The sequence below is a fragment of the Burkholderia ubonensis genome (assembly GCF_902833085.1).
GTDB lineage: Bacteria > Pseudomonadota > Gammaproteobacteria > Burkholderiales > Burkholderiaceae > Burkholderia > Burkholderia ubonensis.
This window is the reverse complement of sequence record NZ_CADFEB010000001.1, coordinates 168,313-186,408: the sequence shown is the minus strand read 5'-3', so window position 1 is coordinate 186,408 and position 18,096 is coordinate 168,313. Positions and strand designations below refer to the sequence as shown.

At 67.6% G+C, this 18,096-nt stretch carries 12 protein-coding genes; 5 read left to right on the top strand and 7 right to left on the bottom strand.

The features are described 5' to 3' along the window. Window positions 1-84: 84 nt before the first annotated feature. From HWX31_RS00810 to HWX31_RS00795, 4 genes are all read left to right on the top strand, one after another. Window positions 85-3,498: a transglutaminase family protein gene (locus HWX31_RS00810; RefSeq protein WP_174962486.1), complete on the top strand. Its 3,414-nt coding sequence runs from the start codon at window positions 85-87 to the stop codon at window positions 3,496-3,498. 260 nt (window positions 3,499-3,758) lie between these two features. Next, a complete protein-coding gene (locus HWX31_RS00805; protein ID WP_174962596.1) occupies window positions 3,759-6,377 on the top strand; it encodes a circularly permuted type 2 ATP-grasp protein in 2,619 nt (872 codons plus the stop codon). Further along, on the top strand, window positions 6,374-7,396 hold the full coding sequence (locus tag HWX31_RS00800; protein WP_174962487.1) for a transglutaminase family protein: 1,023 nt from the start codon (window positions 6,374-6,376) through the stop codon (window positions 7,394-7,396). Before HWX31_RS00805 ends, HWX31_RS00800 begins: the two co-directional genes overlap by 4 nt. A gap of 63 nt (window positions 7,397-7,459) precedes the next feature. Beyond that, window positions 7,460-8,209 carry a hypothetical protein gene (locus HWX31_RS00795; RefSeq protein WP_174962489.1) on the top strand — a complete coding sequence of 250 codons (750 nt, stop codon included), beginning with the start codon at window positions 7,460-7,462 and terminating at the stop codon, window positions 8,207-8,209. Window positions 8,210-8,423: 214 nt separating this feature from the next. Here HWX31_RS00795 and pip read toward each other — a convergent pair whose 3' ends face one another. Beyond that, window positions 8,424-9,356 (bottom strand): prolyl aminopeptidase, encoded by a 933-nt coding sequence (gene pip / locus HWX31_RS00790; RefSeq protein ID WP_174962491.1) that lies wholly within the window; start codon window positions 9,354-9,356, stop codon window positions 8,424-8,426. Window positions 9,357-9,607: 251 nt separating this feature from the next. Here pip and HWX31_RS00785 point away from each other — a divergent pair, with 251 nt between their 5' ends. Continuing rightward, complete coding sequence (locus tag HWX31_RS00785; protein WP_059613155.1) at window positions 9,608-10,759, top strand: acyltransferase family protein; 1,152 nt, start codon at window positions 9,608-9,610, stop codon at window positions 10,757-10,759. 37 nt (window positions 10,760-10,796) lie between these two features. Here HWX31_RS00785 and HWX31_RS00780 read toward each other — a convergent pair whose 3' ends face one another. The 6 genes from HWX31_RS00780 to HWX31_RS00755 all read right to left on the bottom strand — a co-directional run bounded on the left by HWX31_RS00780 (window position 10,797) and on the right by HWX31_RS00755 (window position 18,067). After that, window positions 10,797-11,609 (bottom strand): PA3715 family protein, encoded by an 813-nt coding sequence (locus tag HWX31_RS00780; RefSeq protein ID WP_174962493.1) that lies wholly within the window; start codon window positions 11,607-11,609, stop codon window positions 10,797-10,799. A gap of 268 nt (window positions 11,610-11,877) precedes the next feature. Beyond that, the gene (locus HWX31_RS00775) at window positions 11,878-13,092 is read right to left on the bottom strand and encodes a phospholipase D family protein (protein WP_174962495.1); all 1,215 of its coding nucleotides are present in this window, start codon (window positions 13,090-13,092) and stop codon (window positions 11,878-11,880) included. 274 nt (window positions 13,093-13,366) lie between these two features. Continuing rightward, window positions 13,367-14,431 carry a 2-aminoethylphosphonate aminotransferase gene (locus HWX31_RS00770; RefSeq protein ID WP_059613176.1) on the bottom strand — a complete coding sequence of 355 codons (1,065 nt, stop codon included), beginning with the start codon at window positions 14,429-14,431 and terminating at the stop codon, window positions 13,367-13,369. After that, complete coding sequence (aepY, locus tag HWX31_RS00765) at window positions 14,431-15,618, bottom strand: phosphonopyruvate decarboxylase (protein ID WP_174962497.1); 1,188 nt, start codon at window positions 15,616-15,618, stop codon at window positions 14,431-14,433. Before aepY ends, HWX31_RS00770 begins: the two co-directional genes overlap by 1 nt. Beyond that, complete coding sequence (gene aepX, locus HWX31_RS00760) at window positions 15,615-17,303, bottom strand: phosphoenolpyruvate mutase (RefSeq protein ID WP_174962499.1); 1,689 nt, start codon at window positions 17,301-17,303, stop codon at window positions 15,615-15,617. Before aepX ends, aepY begins: the two co-directional genes overlap by 4 nt. Then, window positions 17,300-18,067: a phosphocholine cytidylyltransferase family protein gene (locus HWX31_RS00755; protein WP_174962502.1), complete on the bottom strand. Its 768-nt coding sequence runs from the start codon at window positions 18,065-18,067 to the stop codon at window positions 17,300-17,302. The genes aepX and HWX31_RS00755 overlap by 4 nt, the downstream gene beginning before the upstream one ends. Window positions 18,068-18,096: the final 29 nt, after the last annotated feature.

Here is an 18,096-nt window from a genome sequence, read left to right as displayed (position 1 = left end):
CCGACGAACCCGTCGCGCCGCTGCGCCGCGCCCGATCCGGCGCGGCGCAGCGGCCCGATCCAACCTGAGCCGAGCCGCTTCGCCATGCCCATTCACGTCGCGCTGCATCACACCACCCGTTACCGCTACGACCGGCTCGTCAATCTCGGCCCGCAGGTCGTGCGGCTGCGTCCCGCGCCGCATTGCCGCACGCCGATCGTCGCGTATTCGATGACCGTGCGGCCCGCGCAGCACTTCATCAACTGGCAGCAGGACCCGTTCGCGAACTACCTGGCCCGGCTCGTGTTTCCGGAGCGCACGCGCGAGTTCGAGATCACGGTCGATCTCGTCGCCGAGATGTCGGTCTACAACCCGTTCGACTTCTTCCTCGAAGGCAGCGCCGAGCAATACCCGTTCCAGTACGACGACGCGCTGCGCACCGAGCTCGCGCCGTACCTCGCGTGCGATCCGCAGACGAGCGCGTCGCCCGCGTTCCGCGCGTATCTCGACGGAATCGACCGCACGCCGGCCGGCACCGTGAACTTCCTCGTCGCGCTGAACCAGAAGCTGCAGCACGACATCCGCTATCTGGTGCGGATGGAGCCGGGCGTGCAGACGCCCGAGCAGACGCTCGAACTCGCGTCGGGCTCGTGCCGCGACAGCGGCTGGCTGCTCGTGCAGCTGTGCCGGCACCTGGGCATCGCCGCGCGCTTCGTGTCGGGCTACCTGATCCAGCTCACGCCGGACGTCAAGTCGCTCGACGGCCCGAGCGGCACGGCGGTCGACTTCACCGACCTGCACGCGTGGTGCGAGGTCTATCTGCCGGGCGCGGGCTGGATCGGCTTCGACCCGACGTCGGGCCTGCTCGCCGGCGAAGGGCACATTCCGCTCGCCTGCACGCCGCAGCCGACCAGCGCCGCGCCGGTCGAGGGGCTGATCGACGAATGCGACGTCGCGTTCGAGCACGAGATGGCGGTCACGCGCGTGTACGAATCGCCGCGCGTGACGAAGCCGTACACCGACGCGCAATGGGGCGCGGTGCGCGCGCTCGGCGCCCGGGTCGACGCGGCGTTGACGGCCGGCGACGTGCGGCTCACGCAGGGCGGTGAGCCGACCTTCGTGTCGATCGACGACCGCGACGGCGCGGAATGGAACACCGACGCGCTCGGGCCGACCAAGCGCGGCTATGCGACCGAGCTCGTGCAGCGGCTGCGCGCCGAGTACGGCCATGGCGGCTTCCTGCATTTCGGGCAGGGCAAGTGGTATCCGGGCGAGCAGCTGCCGCGCTGGGCGCTGTCGATCTTCTGGCGCGCGGACGGGCAGCCGGCCTGGCGCGATCCGTCGCTGTTCGCGGACGAGCGCGCGCCGTCGGCCCTGACGACCGACGACGCGAAGCGCTTCATCGACGCGCTGGCCGCGCGCCTGAACCTGACCGGCGAATTCATCCGTCCCGGATACGAAGACGTCTGGTACTACCTGTGGCGCGAGCGCCGGCTGCCGGTCAACGTCGATCCGTTCGACGCGCGGCTCGACGACGAACTGGAGCGCGCGCGGCTGCGCAGGGTGTTCGAGCAGAAGCTCGACAGCGTGGTCGGCTACGTGCTGCCGCTCAGGCGCGCGGATGAATCCCCGGGGCTCGAAGGCCCGTGCTGGCAGACCGGCCCGTGGTTCTTCCGCGACGAGCGGATGTACCTCGTGCCCGGCGATTCGCCGATGGGCTATCGGCTGCCGCTCGACTCGCTGCCGTGGGTCGGCCGCGCCGACTATCCGGTCCTGGTCGAGCGCGACCCGTTCGCGCCGCGCGAGCCGCTGCCGGACGCCGATGCGGTCCGCGCGCGCCATGCCGGCACGGGCGATGCGCCGCGCTATCTGGCCGGCGTGCATCGCGAGGCGCCCGCGCAGACCGTGATGCAGTGGCGCGACGATGGCGCGGCGGGCGACGGGCGCCGTGCCGCTTCGGACGCGACGCGCCGTCCCGAGCGCTTCGAATCGGCCGCGTGGATCACGCGCACCGCGCTGTGCGTCGAGGTGCGCAACGGCATCCTGTACGTGTTCATGCCGCCGCTCGCCGCGCTCGACGATTATCTCGACCTGCTGGACGCGATCGAGCTGACCGCCGGCGCGCTCGGCGTGAAGCTCGTGCTCGAAGGCTATCCGCCGCCGCGCGACGCGCGCCTGAAGCTGCTGCAGGTGACGCCGGACCCGGGCGTGATCGAGGTCAACATCCATCCGGCGCACAGTTTCGACGAGCTCGTCGGCCATACCGAATTCCTGTACGACGCGGCGTGGCAGTCGCGGCTCAGCAGCGAGAAGTTCATGGTCGACGGCCGCCACGTCGGCACGGGCGGCGGCAACCACTTCGTGCTCGGCGGCGCGACGCCGGCCGACAGCCCGTTCCTGCGGCGTCCGGACCTGCTCGCGAGCCTGATCGCGTACTGGCACAACCATCCGTCGCTGTCCTATCTGTTCTCGGGCCTGTTCATCGGCCCGACGAGCCAGGCGCCGCGCGTCGACGAAGCGCGCAACGACCAGCTCTACGAGCTCGACATCGCGTTCGCGGAGATCCAGCGCAACCGGCTGCTGCATGGGCACGACATGCCGCCGTGGCTCGTCGACCGCGTGCTGCGCAACCTGCTGATCGACGTGACCGGCAACACGCACCGCAGCGAGTTCTGCATCGACAAGCTGTATTCGCCCGATTCGCCGACCGGCCGCCTCGGGCTGCTCGAACTGCGCGCGTTCGAGATGCCGCCGCATGCGCGGATGAGCGTCGTGCAGCAACTGCTGCTGCGCGCGCTGGTCGCGCGCTTCTGGGCCGCGCCGTACACGACGCCGCTCACGCGCTGGGGCACCGCGCTGCACGACCGCTTCATGCTGCCGACGTTCCTGAAGATGGATTTCGACGACGTGCTGGCCGAGCTGCGCGACGCGGGCTTCGATTTCGATGCGGCGTGGTTCGCGCCGCACTTCGAGTTCCGCTTCCCGCTGTTCGGGCAGATCGCGGTGAGCGGGATTCAGCTCACGCTGCGCGGCGCGCTGGAGCCGTGGCACGTGATGGGCGAGGAGGGCGCGAGCGGCGGCACGGTGCGCTACGTCGATTCGTCGCTGGAGCGGCTCGAGGTGCGCGTCACGGGCCTGAACGACAACCGCCATGTCGTGACCGTCAACGGCCGCGCGCTGCCGCTGCAGCCGACCGGCACCGCCGGCGAATACGTCGCGGGCGTGCGCTACAAGGCGTGGGCGCCGCCGTCCGCGCTGCATCCGACGATCGGCGTGCATGCGCCGCTGACGTTCGACATCGTCGATACGTGGATGCAGCGCTCGCTCGGCGGCTGCCGGTATCACGTCGCGCATCCGGGCGGGCGCAACTACGCGACGTTCCCGGTCAACGCGTACGAGGCCGAGAGCCGGCGGCTCGCGCGTTTCGTCGCGATGGGGCATACGCCGGGCAGGATGACGGTGGCGGCGGCCGCGCCGAGCCGCGAGTTCCCGTTCACGCTGGACCTGCGGCGGCCCTGAGCGCTGCATGCATGGAGGAGACCTGATGACGATGCGCGGGCGGCCGGGGTGGCCGGAACGACAGCGCGCGCCGGCCGATGGCGGCCCCGCCGGAATGCTAGGATGCCGGCAGGGCGCGGTCGCGCACGCGCGCCGCGCACCGTGGCGGTGCGCGTGCGGGATCGACCGCCATTCGCTGCTGCTGATTCGCGCCTCCTGACTCAAGACGGACCGATACCGTGCCGCCCATTCACCCCGACGATCTCGCCGCCGCCGACGCGATGCACACGCTTTTCGATACCGGATCGCAGCCCGACGCCGCCGAGCTGGCCGCCGCGCTTGCCGCGCCGGCCGCCGCCGGCCGCTACGACGAGCTGCGCGGCAGCGCGGCCGGCCTGCAGGCGCCCGCGCTCGCGCCCGCGTGGCGCGCATTCTTCACGCACCTCGGCAGCGACGGCGTCGCCGATCTCGACCGCCGCGCGGACGCGCTGCAGCGGCGCATGCGCGAGAACGGCCTGTTCTACCAGCTGCACGAGCAGCGCGCCGGCGACGGCGCGACCGGCCCGTGGTCGCTGGACCTGCTGCCGCTGATCGTCACGTCGCAGGACTGGGCCGCGATCGAGCGCGGCGTGCTGCAGCGCGTGCGGCTGCTCAACGCGATGATGGCCGACCTCTACGGGCCGCAGACCATCCTGCGGCGCGGGCTGCTGCCGCCCGCGCTCGTCACCGGGCATCCCGGCTACCTGCGCGCGATGCGCGGCGCGCGGGTGCCCGGCGACACGTGGCTGCACGTCGTCGCGTTCGATCTCGCGCGCGGGCCGGACGGCCAGTGGCGGGTGATCGCGCATCACACGCAGGGCGCGGCCGGGCTCGGCTATCTGCTGGAAAACCGCCTGATCGTGTCGCGCCTGCTGCCGCGCACCTTCCGCGGGCTGCGCGTGCAGCGGCTCGCGGCGAGCTACCGCGCGCTGCTGCAGAGCATGCAGGCGCTGAGCCCGGCGGGGAAGAACTCGCGGATCGTGCTGCTGACGCCCGGGCCGCACAGCGCGACGTATTTCGAGCATGCGTATCTCGCGCGCTACCTCGGCCTCACGCTGGTCGAGGGCGGCGACCTGACCGCGCGCGACAACCGCGTGTTCCTGAAGACGCTGCGCGGGCTCGAACCCGTGCACGGCATCCTGCGGCGCGTCGACGACGCGTGGCTCGATCCGCTGGAGCTGCGGCCCGATTCGCTGCTCGGCGTGCCGGGGCTGCTGCAGGCGGTGCGCGCGGGCAACGTGCTGCTCGCGAATGCGCCGGGCTCGAGCTTCCTCGAATCGCCGGGCATGCTCGGCTTCCTGCCGCGTCTCGCGGAAAGCCTGCTCGGCGCAACGCTGACGCTGCCGGCCGTGCATTCGTGGTGGTGCGGCGAGCCGGCCGCGTGCGACGACGCGCTGCCGCAGCTCGCGCGCTGCATCATCAAGCCGTCGTTCCCGCCGGACGTGCAGGCGGGCGGCGGCTTCGAGCCGGTGATCGGCGCACGGCTCACGCACGCGCAGCTCGCCGAATGGCGCGCGCGGATCCTCGCGAACCCCGCGCACTACACGGTGCAGGCCGACCTGCCGCTGTCGCAGGCGCCGACGTGGCCGGGCCACCGCGAGCCGGGCGACGGCTACGGCAACGGCGGCGCGCGGATCGTGCCGAAGCCGCTGCTGCTGCGCGTGTTCGCGCTCGCGGACGGCGCGGCGCGCTGGCGTGTGCTGCCCGGCGGGCTGTCGCGGGTCGGCGCGCGCGACGCGCTGTTCAACGCGCCGATGCCGCGCGGCGGCAGCACGGTCGATACGTGGGTGATGACGGAAGGCGTCGTCGACGCGACGACGCTGCTGCAGACCCACCTCAGCGCGGACGACCTGACCACCGCGCAGCCGCGCGCGATCGCGAGCCGCGCGGCGGAGAACCTGTTCTGGCTCGGGCGCTACACCGAGCGCGCGACCAACCTGACGCGGCTCGCGCGCGCGGCGCTCGAACGGCTGCGCGGCGAGGACGACGCGGACAGCCCCGCGCATCTGGAGCTGATCGACACGCTGTGCCGCGACACGGGCCTGATCGCGGCCGACGCGCCGAGCGCCGTCGACGCGCCGCGCGCGTTCCAGCTTGCGCTCGCCGCATCGCTGACGCGCAGCGCGGACCGCGCGGCGGGCATCGCGTCGTGCCTGTACGGGATGCGCGGCGCGGCGGCCGCGATCCGCGAGCGGCTGTCGAGCGAGCAATGGCGGCTGATCGACGACGCGACCCAGCTGTTCGCCGACAGCACAGGGAATGCAGAAGCGGAAGAGCAGCTCGGCAACGAAGCGCTGCAGCTGCTCGAACGGCTCGGCCTGCTGCTCGGCGCGATCACCGGCGCGCAGACCGACAACATGACGCGCGACGACGGCTGGCGGCTGCTGTCGATCGGCCGGCAGATCGACCGGCTGGACTTCCTGTGCAGCGTGCTGCGCTTCGCGTTCGAGGAAGGCGCGGTGCACAAGCAGGACGGCTTCGAGCTGGTGCTGGAGCTGTTCGACAGCGCGATCACGTTCCGCTCGCGCTTCCAGCGCGGCTTCGACGTCGCGCCGCTGCTGTCGCTCGTCGTGCTCGACACCGACAATCCGCGCTCGCTCGCGTGGGTCGTGCAGGCGATGCGCGGGCGCCTGACGAAGGTCGAGCACAGCGAGGGCTACGCGCTGTCCGAGCTGGCCGACGCGATACCGGACGTGCCCGGCTGGTCGCTGCACGAGTTGTGCGAAACCGGCGACGACGGCCGCCATGACCGGCTGCTCGAGCGCCTCGACACGACCGCGAAGGCCGTGTGGGAACTGTCGAACCGGATCGGCGAACGCTATTTCAGCCACGTGCGCGAGGCGGGCAGGACGCTATGGTGACGACGACCAAATCCGCGGCGAAGGCGCCGCCCGCACCGGACGCGGCGGCTTCTGCCGCCCCCGTCACGGGCCGGCTGCTGCGCGTCACGCATGACACCGAGTACCGCTACGCGGCGCGGGTCGAATCCGCGCAGCACCAGGCGCGCCTGACGCCGCTCGCGACGCCGCGCCAGCAGGTGCTGTCGTTCGCGCTCGACATCGAACCCGCGCCGGAAAGCGTCGGCGCCGAGACCGATGCGTTCGGCAACGCGCGCACGTCGTTCGCGCTGAACCAGCCGCACGACGCGCTGTTCGTGCGCAGCCGCAGCGTCGTGCGGGTGACGCCGCCCGTCTGGTCGGCCGGCGCGCGCGGCGAACCGCCGCCCGCGATCGCGCAGCCGGAACCGGCGCACGCGAACGCGTGGGAAGCCGTGCGCGAGCGGTTCTGTTTTCGGGCGGGGCAGCCCTACGACGAGGCGAGCGAATTCGTCTTCGCGTCGCCGCACGTCGCGTGCGATCCGGCGCTGGCCGCGTATGCGGCGGTCAGCTTCACGCCCGGCCGGCCGCTCGTGCAGGCGGCGTGGGACCTGATGCGGCGCATCCACGCGGAATTCACGTATGCGCCGAACAGCACCGACGTGACGACCACCGCGCTCGATGCGCTCGCGCTGCGTCAGGGCGTTTGCCAGGATTTCGCGCACGTGATGATCGGCGCGCTGCGCTCGCTCGGGCTGGCCGCGCGGTACGTGAGCGGCTATCTGCTGACGCAGCCGCCGCCGGGGCAGCCGCGGCTGATCGGCGCGGACGCGTCGCATGCGTGGGTCGAGGTGTACGACCCGGCGTGGCCGGAGGACGGCGGCTGGCTGCAGCTCGATCCGACCAACGATCGCGCGCCGGGCGACGACTACGTGATGCTGTCGATCGGCCGCGACTACGCGGACGTGACGCCGCTGCGCGGCGTGATCCGCGGCGGCGGCGCCGATCAGGAGCTGAGGGTGGGGGTGACGGTCGAGCCGCTGGAGGGGGACGGCGACGGGTGAATGTTCGGGGCTTCGTGCGCTGGTATCATCGAAAATTAATTCAAATTCAAATTGGACCAGCCAATGCTGCTTGTTGCTTGGGTTTCGTTTTTGACTGGCCTTCTGCTGTTCGTTTGCGCGGTTATCGGCTCGATTTTCCCGTCAGCAATTGAAAACAAGAGGACGGGCGCAGTGCCGAACCGTGGCGAGGTGCTCCTCGGCGGCATGTTGGCATTGATGATTGGGGTGGGCCTGGCGGCGTTCGTCGTTCCGGAAAGAAAGGCAGCGGCGAAGGCAGTGGTCGACCAGTCGAGCGAAGCAATTTCCGTCGCTGATCTTGCATCGGTTGCGTCGACAGCAACCGTCGAGCCAGATCCGCGCGAATCCCTCGGGATAACGCCGAAACAGTTTCGCGCCGAATACAATCGCAGGGCATCCAGCGATTATGAGCTCGCTGAATTGAAAATCGGTCGCGATCATGGCTACAAGGGCTATGCCGGCTATGATGGCTTCAAGCAGGCGGTCGGTCCCAACGTCGGGATAGTAGGCCGGGTCAACGAGGTCGATGGAACGCTTGGCGAACTCATTGTCAACGTCGCGCCAAACGAATCCGGAATGACGGTGAAGTACTTTGCGGTACTTGGCGCGATGGCGGTCGCGCTCGATCCGGCCATGTCTTCACAGGAAAACACCGAAAAATTGACCGGCATAATTCTGCGTGCACTGGAACAACGCAAACAACCCAAAATGTTCCAGCGTGCAATTGGCAAACTGCGTTACGCCGTAACTGCGACTGAAGTCACTGGCTTGTGGCTCGTGATTGGTCAGCGATAACCAAACGCCTCGCCGTCTCTTTTCAAATCACCAATCCCGCGCACCCGGCATGTTCATGCCGGCGAGCGGTGACGTTCTGCATCGCGCTGGTGCTGATTCGCGCGTCGAAACCGCCGAAGGTCAACGGCCGGGAACCGTGGTCGATTCCCGACGCTTCCGCGGATGCAGACGCTCGACGTCGAGAATCGACCTCCTGACGACGCTTATAGGCTGACTAGTTCGCGAACCGGTCCGTCGCCGCGAGCAGCGCCTTCAGAATCCCCGGCTCGTTATATGCATGGCCGGCATCGGGCACGATCTCGAACGATGCTTCGGGCCATGCCTTCGACAGATCCCACGCGGTGCGCGCGGGCGTCGCGACGTCGTAGCGCCCCTGGACGATCACGCCCGGAATGCCGGCCAAACGATGCGCATCGCGCAGCAACTGCCCCTCGTCGACGAAACCGCGGTTCATGAAGTAGTGGTTTTCGATGCGCGCGAACGCGAGCGCGTAGTGTCCGTCGCCGAAATGCTCGGCGAGCGCGGGATCGGGCAGCAGCGTGATCGTGCGGCCTTCCCACAGGCTCCACGCGCGCGCGGCTTCCAGCTTCGCGGCTTCATCGTCGCCGGTCAGGCGGCGGTGGTACGCGGCCATCAGGTCGCCGCGCTCGTGCTCCGGGATCGGCGCAAGGAACTGGTCCCACAGGTCCGGGAACAGCCACGACGCGCCTTCCTGGTAGTACCACAGCAGTTCCGCGCGGCGCATCGTGAAGATGCCGCGCACGATCAGCGCGCTCACGCGTTCCGGGTGGGTTTCCGCGTAGGCCAGCGCGAGCGCGCTGCCCCACGAACCGCCGAACACGAGCCATTGGCTGGCGCCGACCATCTCGCGCAGCCGCTCGATGTCGGCGACGAGATCCCAGGTCGTGTTGTGGTCGAGGCTCGCGTACGGCGTCGACCGGCCGCAGCCGCGCTGGTCGAACAGCAGCACGTTGTAGCGGGCGGGATCGAAAAGCCGGCGATGGTCGGGGCTGCAGCCGCCGCCGGGGCCGCCGTGCAGGAACACGGCCGGCTTGCCTTGCGGGTTGCCGCACAGCTCCCAGTAGACCTGGTGGCCGTCGCCGGTGTCGAGGTAGCCGTGGGCGTAGGGTTCGATGGGTGGGTACATGGAATTTCCCCTGGAATGAAGGTCGCCCGGCTGCCGTGGCAGCGAGGCCGGAAGCGATTCGCCATTATGCCCAATCCGCGTTGCCTGCGGCCGGCCGTTGTGCGACCTGAATGGCGTGTCGTTTAAGGCAGCATTTTTTTAATAGATTTTATTTCGATATTTTTCGACGAAACTGACGACGACATTCGGCACGCCATTCAGAAACACCAATCAACAAACCGGCCATTCGCCATTCCGATGGAAACGAGTCCATGACACATCGCGTCCAGCAGCTTACCGGGTTGCGCGCCGTCGCGGTGGCGATGGTCGTCGTCGGGCACGCGGAGCACGTCACACCCGGCGGCTATACGGGCTGGCTCGCGCCGCTGCGGCTGCTCGCCGACGGCCGGCTCGGCGTGCTGATCTTCTTCGTCCTCAGCGGATTCCTGATCACCAACGTGCTGCTGGGCGAACTGAAGCGTACCGGGAGCATCGCGCTGGCGCCGTTCTATGTCCGGCGCGTGCTGCGGATCTGGCCGGCATGCTACGCGTATCTCGCGGTCGTCGCGCTCCTGGCGGTGGCGGGGTGGGTCGACGTCAGCCCGCGCCAGTGGGCGCTTGCCGCGCTGCACCTGTGGAACTATTCGGTCGGGCTCGGTCTGACCGCCGACACCGCGCTGCATCCCGACGGCGCGTGGTATCTCGGCCATTTCTGGTCGCTGGCGCTCGAGGAGCAGTTCTACTGGTTCTGGCCGCTGCTGCTGCTGTTCGCCGTGCGGCGCAACAACACGCGCTGGCTGGCGGCGCTGATCCTGATCGTTCCGCTCGTCCGCGCGGGCACCTATTTCGCCGCGCCGGCGCTGCGCGGCCAACTGCGGATGATGTTCCATACGGGCATCGATCCGATCCTGATCGGCTGCTACGTGGCGCTCAACCGGCAGCGGCTGGAGGCGTGGATCGGATCATGGCGCGGCGAGTCGCGCATCGTCACCGCGATCGTCTGCATCGTGCTGTTCGCGATGCCGGTGATCGAATCGGAATTGCGGGGAATCTGGAATATCACTTACGGCGTGACGATCGAAGCGGCATTGATCGGCGTTCTGATCGTCGTGCTCAATTTTCGAAACGATTTATGGTGTTCCAGATTGTTGCAAACCAGGCCGATGGTGTTTATCGGCACGATTTCATTCAGCCTGTATCTGTGGCAGCAACCGTTCGCCAATCCGAACCTGCCGATCCCGCATGGGTTTCCGCTCGGCATCCTGGAGGCGTTCGCGGCGGCCACAGCCAGCTACTTCCTTATCGAAAAGCCGTTCCTGCGGCTGAAAGACCGCTATTCGGCGCGCGGCGCGCAACGCGCGCGCGACGGCGGGCTGAGGATGCCGGCGGGGACCGATGCGATCGGGCCCAAGGTCGCGGAGTAGGCGGGCGGAGTCACGGCGGCGCGATCCCGTCGCCGCATCATTGCATCGCGGAGCGCGGATACCAGAAGTTCCGGAACATATCGATCCCGTACGACTTGCCGTCGTAGCGGACGATCGTGCGTGCGGTTCGCTTGCCGGTGTCCGAGTATGCGTTGTCCTTGCGCTGCGTTTTCGTGATGCGGGCCGTGAGCGACAGGTCCGCGAAACCGTGGCTCGAGGTCTTCTCGACGGCGATCGTCAGGTGTGCGGATTCACTGCGCGCGTCGCCGACGCCGGGGCCGCATGCCGTGCCTTCGACACTGACCCAGCCGTAGAGGTTGGTGCCGAACACCGGGCGGATGCGGTTGCCTTCGCGTATCCACAGGGTCAGTTCGTGTCCGGCGTCGGCGTCGGGGCAGCTCGCACCGCGGGCGCTGCTCGTGAAGACGACGCAGAACGCGCGATCGTCGGGCGACAGCCGGTAAGGCGCGGTATCGATGCGATAGCTGTCCGGGCCGACTTCCGTGGCGGCGTCTTCCTCGATGATCGAGCGCTCGGCCGCCACCACCTTGCCGCTCTCGACAAGCGCGATGACCTGCAGCTTGTTGCTGTCGTCCGGATTCTTGCTCTTCGGGAGCGAATCGAACGCGGCGGCCGCGATCGTCGTGCCCGGCGCGTTCGGCATGACCTTGCAGGCCGACGCGACGACGAGCCCGTTCGTTGCGCGCGCGACGATGCTCGAGTCGGCGATGCCGGCCCAGCGGGCGACGGCGGCGATCGTGTCGTCGCCGCAAGGCTGAGCGTCGGCGGCATGGGCGAGGGGAGCGGCGGCAAGCGCCAGCAACGGGGCGAAGCGAACGAGCGTGGTCATGGCTGAAAGAAGTTCATCGCAGATTACCGGGGGAACGCGGCTCAGACTGTCGGTGTTCGGCCAGGAAGGGACTTTCACCGCGATCGCAGGCCCGGCGTTTGGGTGTCGGCTCTGCATAAGTTATCGGCCACTTGCGCGCTGAATATGCCGGCCGCATCGCCAATCGGTACGGATGTACTGTAGTCGATCGCTCGATAAGTGGCGTCGGTGAGTTCGCGTTCTTACCATATAGGGTTTGGCGCAGATTGAGGTCGCGATCGCGAGCGCATCATTCTTCGGGCTCGTCCAACTCCTCGATTGGGTGCCAGTAAGCGTAATTAAATAGCGCGTCCAGTTCAGTGAAATCGCGGAGACCCAATTGATTTCGCACATGCGTGGCCTTCTCGCAGAACGAAGCATAGGTGTCCGGGTTGACGTTTTTTTTCGTTGGCTTCGGTGGGAAGTCAGTGATTTTTGCCTTCCTCAACCCGGACACCGCATTTTGGTTCATCACGGCGAATTTATCGCTGTCGATCGCGTGAAGGATTTCCGTGATTACATTCACGCCCGCACGGTCGACATCTAGGAAATGCTCATGCAACAAGCGATAGGCATCCGACGGCTCATCTGGAATGCTTTTGGTGATGCTGGCTAATCCATCAAGAAATGAACCGGGGCTCTTTGCGATAACATTTTTGCCTCGATGTAGCCCGCCGGAATGGAAGTGGCTGATTAGATCTTCATATCGAAGCACAAAGTCTTCCGGTCCGAGGCGCCGGCCCGTCGCAAGATCCTGAATGATTTTACGGGCTCCTTCTCGACACGCGCGCCGCACTTGAATCTGGGAAGCAAAGCCTGACTCGGACATGTCAGTTTTCATTTCGGCAAGGATTTCTCTCAGCGTGAGCATCTCAGCGCCTGCGTCATTGATCGCGCGGCTAAAGCGCTTGTTTGCCACGAAGTGATGTGCGTGATACAAAGTATGTCTCTGCGCATAATCGTCGATCAGTTTCTTGTTTGCGGGGATCAGTTCATTTTCTTCGATTAGCCCGTCGAAGTACTGGCTCAGCGTGCTCATCAACTGGCCACTGGGATCCTCTACGACTGTTGATGCCTCGTAGTTGCCTGCAAAGCCACCCGACGTGAGATTGGCAGAGCCGGTGACTATGGTGCATCCCGAGTCGAAGGCAAAGGCGTATACCTTAGGGTGAAAGGTATAGCGGGACACGCTGATAAAGAGTTGTAACCGTTTCGTCTTTTCAAGCGAGAGTAGCTTGTAAAGTAAATTAGGGGAAGTTTGGTAGAAATCGAGACCGACTGCGAATCGCGCTTCCATCCCATTGGACAGGGCCGCCTCCAGTGCGCTGACGATGTGCATAAGACCGGACAAATTCGCGAAAGCCACCATGCAATCAAACCGGGAGGCGCGCGAAAAAAGATCTGCCAGTTCGTCACCGTGACTGCTTTCCGCATTGAATAGCAGGCGTACACGATGTCCCGTCATCACTTATCCTTTCGTAGAAATTTTTCGAGGAAGTTCAACCACTGCGAAGGAGAATCGGATCGCATGTGATATTAGTTCGAAACGACCATTGTGTGAACCGGACTTTGCCGTGTTGCGCTAGTTGATTAGCGGCCGTTGTGCGTTGGAAGCCGCCGTTAAGCTCGCACCGCATCCAAGGGCCGGTATGGGTCGGCAAGCGACCTCCACGGAAATCCACAAAGAAGCAAGAAAAAAGGCCCATGCGGGCCTTATTGCGACGAAGGGCGCGCGGACGTCAGCGCGTCAACGCACTGAACCCATCCAGCAACCGCTCGACATCGGCCGCTTCGATCGCGCCCATCGTCGAGATGCGGAACAGTTCCTTCGACAGCCCGCCTTGCCCCGCGTAGATCACGAAGCCGCGCGCCTTCAGCCCGTCGTGCAGCTGCTCGTACGTCACGCCCTGCGGCAGACGGTACGCGCGCAGCACGACCGACGACGCGCCCTCCGGCAGCACGAGCGGCATCCCGCGCGCGGCCAGGCCCGCCTGCGCCTGGTCGGCGAGCGCCTTGTAGCGTGCGTGGCGTGCACGCCAGCCGCCGGCTTCGTCGAATTCGCGCAGCGCCTCGACGAGCGCATAGTACGCGTGCACCGACGGCGTGAACGGCGTGTTGCGCTGGTCCTGCAGCTTCGCGAGGCGGCCGAGGTCGAGGTAGTACGTGCGGCTCGCGGCCTGCGCGAGCGCGCTGCGGCGCACGATCACGAACGCCGCGCCCGGCACGCCGTGCAGGCACTTGTTCGCGGTCGCGGCAACCGCGTCGATGTCGCCGCCGGCAAAATCGATCGCTTCCGCGCCGAAGCTGCTGACGCCGTCGACGAGCAGCTTCACGCCGCGCGCGCGGCACACGTCGGCGATCGCGCCGAGATCGTTCAGGCGGCCGGTCGTCGTTTCGTGATGGATCACGGCGACGTGCGAGAAGCCGCCCGCGTCGAGCCGCGCGGCGATCTGCGCGAGGTCGGGCGCCTGCATCCACTCGTGCTTGAGCACTTCATGCGGAATCGCATACTGCGTCGCGATCTGCGCGATTCGCTCGCCGTACACGCCGTTCTCGATCACGAGCAGCTTGCCGCCCTGCGGCACGAGCGCCGCGATCATGCTTTCGACGGCGGCGGTGCCCGAGCCCGTCATCAGCACGGCGGCCCATTCGGCCGGGTCGAGCTCGTACGCGGCGACGAGCCGCGCGCGCGCCTCGTCCTGCAGGTCGAAGAACTCGCTTTCGCGATGGCACAGGTCGGGTTGCAGCAGGCTGCGGCGCACGCGTTCGGACAGCGTGACCGGGCCGGGATTCAGCAACAGCATCATTGGGCTCCTTCGGCTTGGGCTTCGGTCTGCGCGGCGCCGATGTGCCGCATCAGGCGGGTCTTGACCTCGACCGGCGTGACGGTCGGGCGCGGCAGGCCGTCGGGCACGCCGGTGCGGATCGCGATGCGCACGAATTGCGCGCCGTCCGCGCGCGACGAGCGGGAGAGGGCAGCGTCGAGCACGTCGAGCGTGTCGCCTTCGACCGCCGACGCGTAGCCGCACGCGGCGCCGACGCCGGCGAACGACACGTGCTGCGACACGGTGGCCTGGCCGCCCGTCGATTCGTGCGCGCCGTTGTCGAGCAGTACGTGCGTGAGGTTGGAAGGGCCGTAGGCGCCGAGCGTCGCGAACGCGCCCATGCGCATCAGCGCGGCGCCGTCGCCGTCGACCGCGACGACCTTCAGGTCGGGCCGCGCGAGCGCGAGGCCCAGCGCGAGCGGCGTCACGCAGCCCATCGAGCCGACCATGTACAGCTGGTTCGGGCGATCGTCGAGCGCGTACAGCTCGCGGCCGCAGAAGCCGGTGGATGCGAGCACGACGGTCGAATCGACCGGCGTGTGCGCGACCACACGCTGCAGCGCGTCGTGGCGGGTCGGCCATGCGTCGGCCGACGCGGCGCGCGACGACGATTGCGCGGCAACGTGCGCGCGCGGCGTCGCCGCCGGATTGGCCTTCAGCTCATACGGCGCGACGCTGCCTTTCTGCATCACGAGCGCGTACGGGCGGCCCGTCGCGTCCATGTGCGCGATCGCACGGTCGAGCGCCGGGCCGACCGCGTCGGGATCGGTCGGGAAGGTCTCCCAAGGGATCTCCATCGTATCGAGCATCGCGGGCGTGATCGGCCCCATCAGCGCGTGCTGCGGCTCGTCGGGCACGCCCGGCTGGCCGCGCCACGTGACGATCAGCAGCTGCGGCAGGCGGAACGTCCACGTGAGCGACGTGAGCGGGCTCACCGCATTGCCGAGCCCCGAGTTCTGCATCATCGCGATCCCGCGCTTGCCGCCGAGCGTCGCGCCAGCGATCAGCGCGACCGCATCGCCTTCGTTCGCGGCCGACACGTAGTGCAGCGTCGGGTCCTGCAGCACGTAGTTGATGAACGGCGTCAGGTACGAGCAGGGCACGCCCGCGTACCAGTCGAAGCCGCGCGCGCGGGCGGCCTCGACGAACTGGGCCGCTTCGATCATTGCGCGCCTCCGTTGCCGGCGCCCGGTTCGGACAGCGGCGTCTGGCCGTGCGCGAAGTCGCCCGCGCGGCGGAAGTCTTCGAGATCGTTGACGCCGCGCCAATGGCCGTGCACGTACTGCACCTCGATCTTCTCGCCGGCGGCGATCAGTTCGTTGAGCAGCGACGGGATGTCGAGCGTGTCGAAATCAGGACGCGCCTGCAGCGTCGCGAGCATCGCCTTCAGACGGTCGACGCCCGCGCCGCGCACGTTCAGCAGGCCGATCCAGCGGCCGTGCGGCGTGCCTTCGGCGACATCGCTCGACACGCGCTGCAGATAGGTCTTCTGGCCGAACAGGCCGCGGTCGTCGGCAGCGGAGCAGAGCGCGAAGTCGCGCACGCTCTGGTTCGTCGGCTGCGTCAGCGACGAATCGACGACGACGCTGAATTCCGCCTCGCTTTCCGCGAGGTCGCGCAGGATGTAGCTGCGGAACAGCAGGTCGCCGTACGAGATCACGGTGTCGCCGGTCAGGCGCTCGGCCGCGCACGCGAGCGACGCGAGCTCGCCCGTCTGCGCATGGCGCTCGTTGACGACGAGCTTGATGCCCGACGTGTCGATCGCGTCGGCGCGGTAGCCGCCGACCACGGTGATGTCGTTCACGCCGTGCTTCTTGAAGCCGTCGACGAGCCAGCGCAACAGCGGCTTGCCGGCGACCGGCAGCATCACCTTCGGCTTGTCCTCGGTGACGGCTTCCAGCCCCTTGCCGCGGCTCGCGGCGAGCACGATCGCGGCGTTCGACGCGCGCGACGACGACGACAGGTAGATGCGCTCGGCCGCCGAATACTCGTCGGCGTCCTGCAGGCGGAAGATCTCGTTGACCGACGCGACGCGGTCTTCGACGTTGATCAGCGTTTCGTTCTCGTGGATTTCGCGCGCGACGGCCTGCATCGCGGACGCCGATGCGCGGATCAGGTGGTTCGCCCAGATCACGGTGCTGATGCCGGCCTGGCGGAACACGTCGGTCGGCGTGCTGTAGTACTTGGTCGGCACGATCACGAGCGGCGCCTTGCCGCTCCATTCGCGCGCGAACTGCAGGATCTCGTCCGGGCGCGACAGCTTGCTGTGGATCAGGATCGCGTCCGCGCCGGCTTCCGCATACGCGTTCGCGCGGCGCAGCGCCTCGTCCATCCCCCAGCCGGCGATCAGCGCTTCGACGCGCGCGACGATCGAGAAGTCCGGGTCGCTCTGCGAATCCTTGCCGGCCTTGATCTTGCCGCAGAACTCGTCGATCTCGGCGAGCGGCTGGCGTTCGCCGTCGATGAAGCTGTTCGTTTTCGGGAACTGCTTGTCCTCGATGCACACGCCGGCGATGCCGCGCTGCTCGAGCTTCTTCACGAGGCGGCGCACGTTGTTGAAGTTGCCGTAGCCGGTGTCGCCGTCGAGCAGGATCGGCAGGTCGCTCGCGTCGGCCATGAACTCGAGCACGTCGACGACCTGGGTCCAGCTCGCCTCGTTGTTGTCGCGCACGCCGAACTGCGCGGAGATCGCGAGGCCGGACGCCCAGATCCCCTTGAAGCCCGCCTCGCGGACGATCCGCGCGGACAGGCCGTTGTGCGCTTCCATCAGGAATTCGAGGTCGCTGCTGACGAGCATGCGGCGCAGGCGCGCGCTGCGCGATTCGGTGAAGTTGGGTTCGCGTGCGTTCATCGTGCAGCTCCGGCGGTGGTGCGTTGAATCAGGGGGAGGATGTCCTGCGTGGCGCGCGCGACATCGTTCGGGAAGTCGATCTCGATCCACGGCGCGCCCGTCACGTCGGCGACGTCGAACGAATGGCCGCCTTCGAGCAGCAGGTCGCGCACGGCTTCCTCGTGCGGCATGTTCGCGCGGCCGCTGTCGACGTAGCCGGCGACGATCGCCGCGAGGCGGCGCGCGGTGTGTTCGGTGAAGCGGAAGAAGCCGACCGATTCGCCGATCGTGTCGTAGTCGAGGTCGACCGCGAGCTGCTTGCGCAGCTCGATGGGCACGCCGTTCTTCAGGCACAGCTTGACGGGCTCGTCGCCCGCTTCGAAGTCGCGGTCGATCAGCAGGCGATCGACCGGCTGGTCGGGGTTGGCCACGAGCGCGTGCAGGATGCTTTCGTCGTACAGCACGTCGGCGTCCATCAGCAGCACGTCGCCGCCGCGCGTCATCGCGTCGGCAACGGTATGCACGGTCAGCACGCTGCCGAGATCGTAGCGCTCGTTCAGCACGATTTCCGCGCGGCGGCCGAGGCGCTTCAGTTCTTCCTCGACCTTGCCGGACTGGAAGCCCAGCGCCAGCACGATCTCGTCGACGCCGGCCGCGTCGAGCACGCGCAGGTGGCGTTCGAGCAGCGAGGCGTCGTCGAAGCGCAGCAGACACTTCGGGAATTGCGCTTCGGGAGGTTGCTGCAGGCGCAAGCCGAGGCCTGCCGCAAGAATGATGGCTCGCATGTGTTCTCCAACCAAAAAATCGACCGATC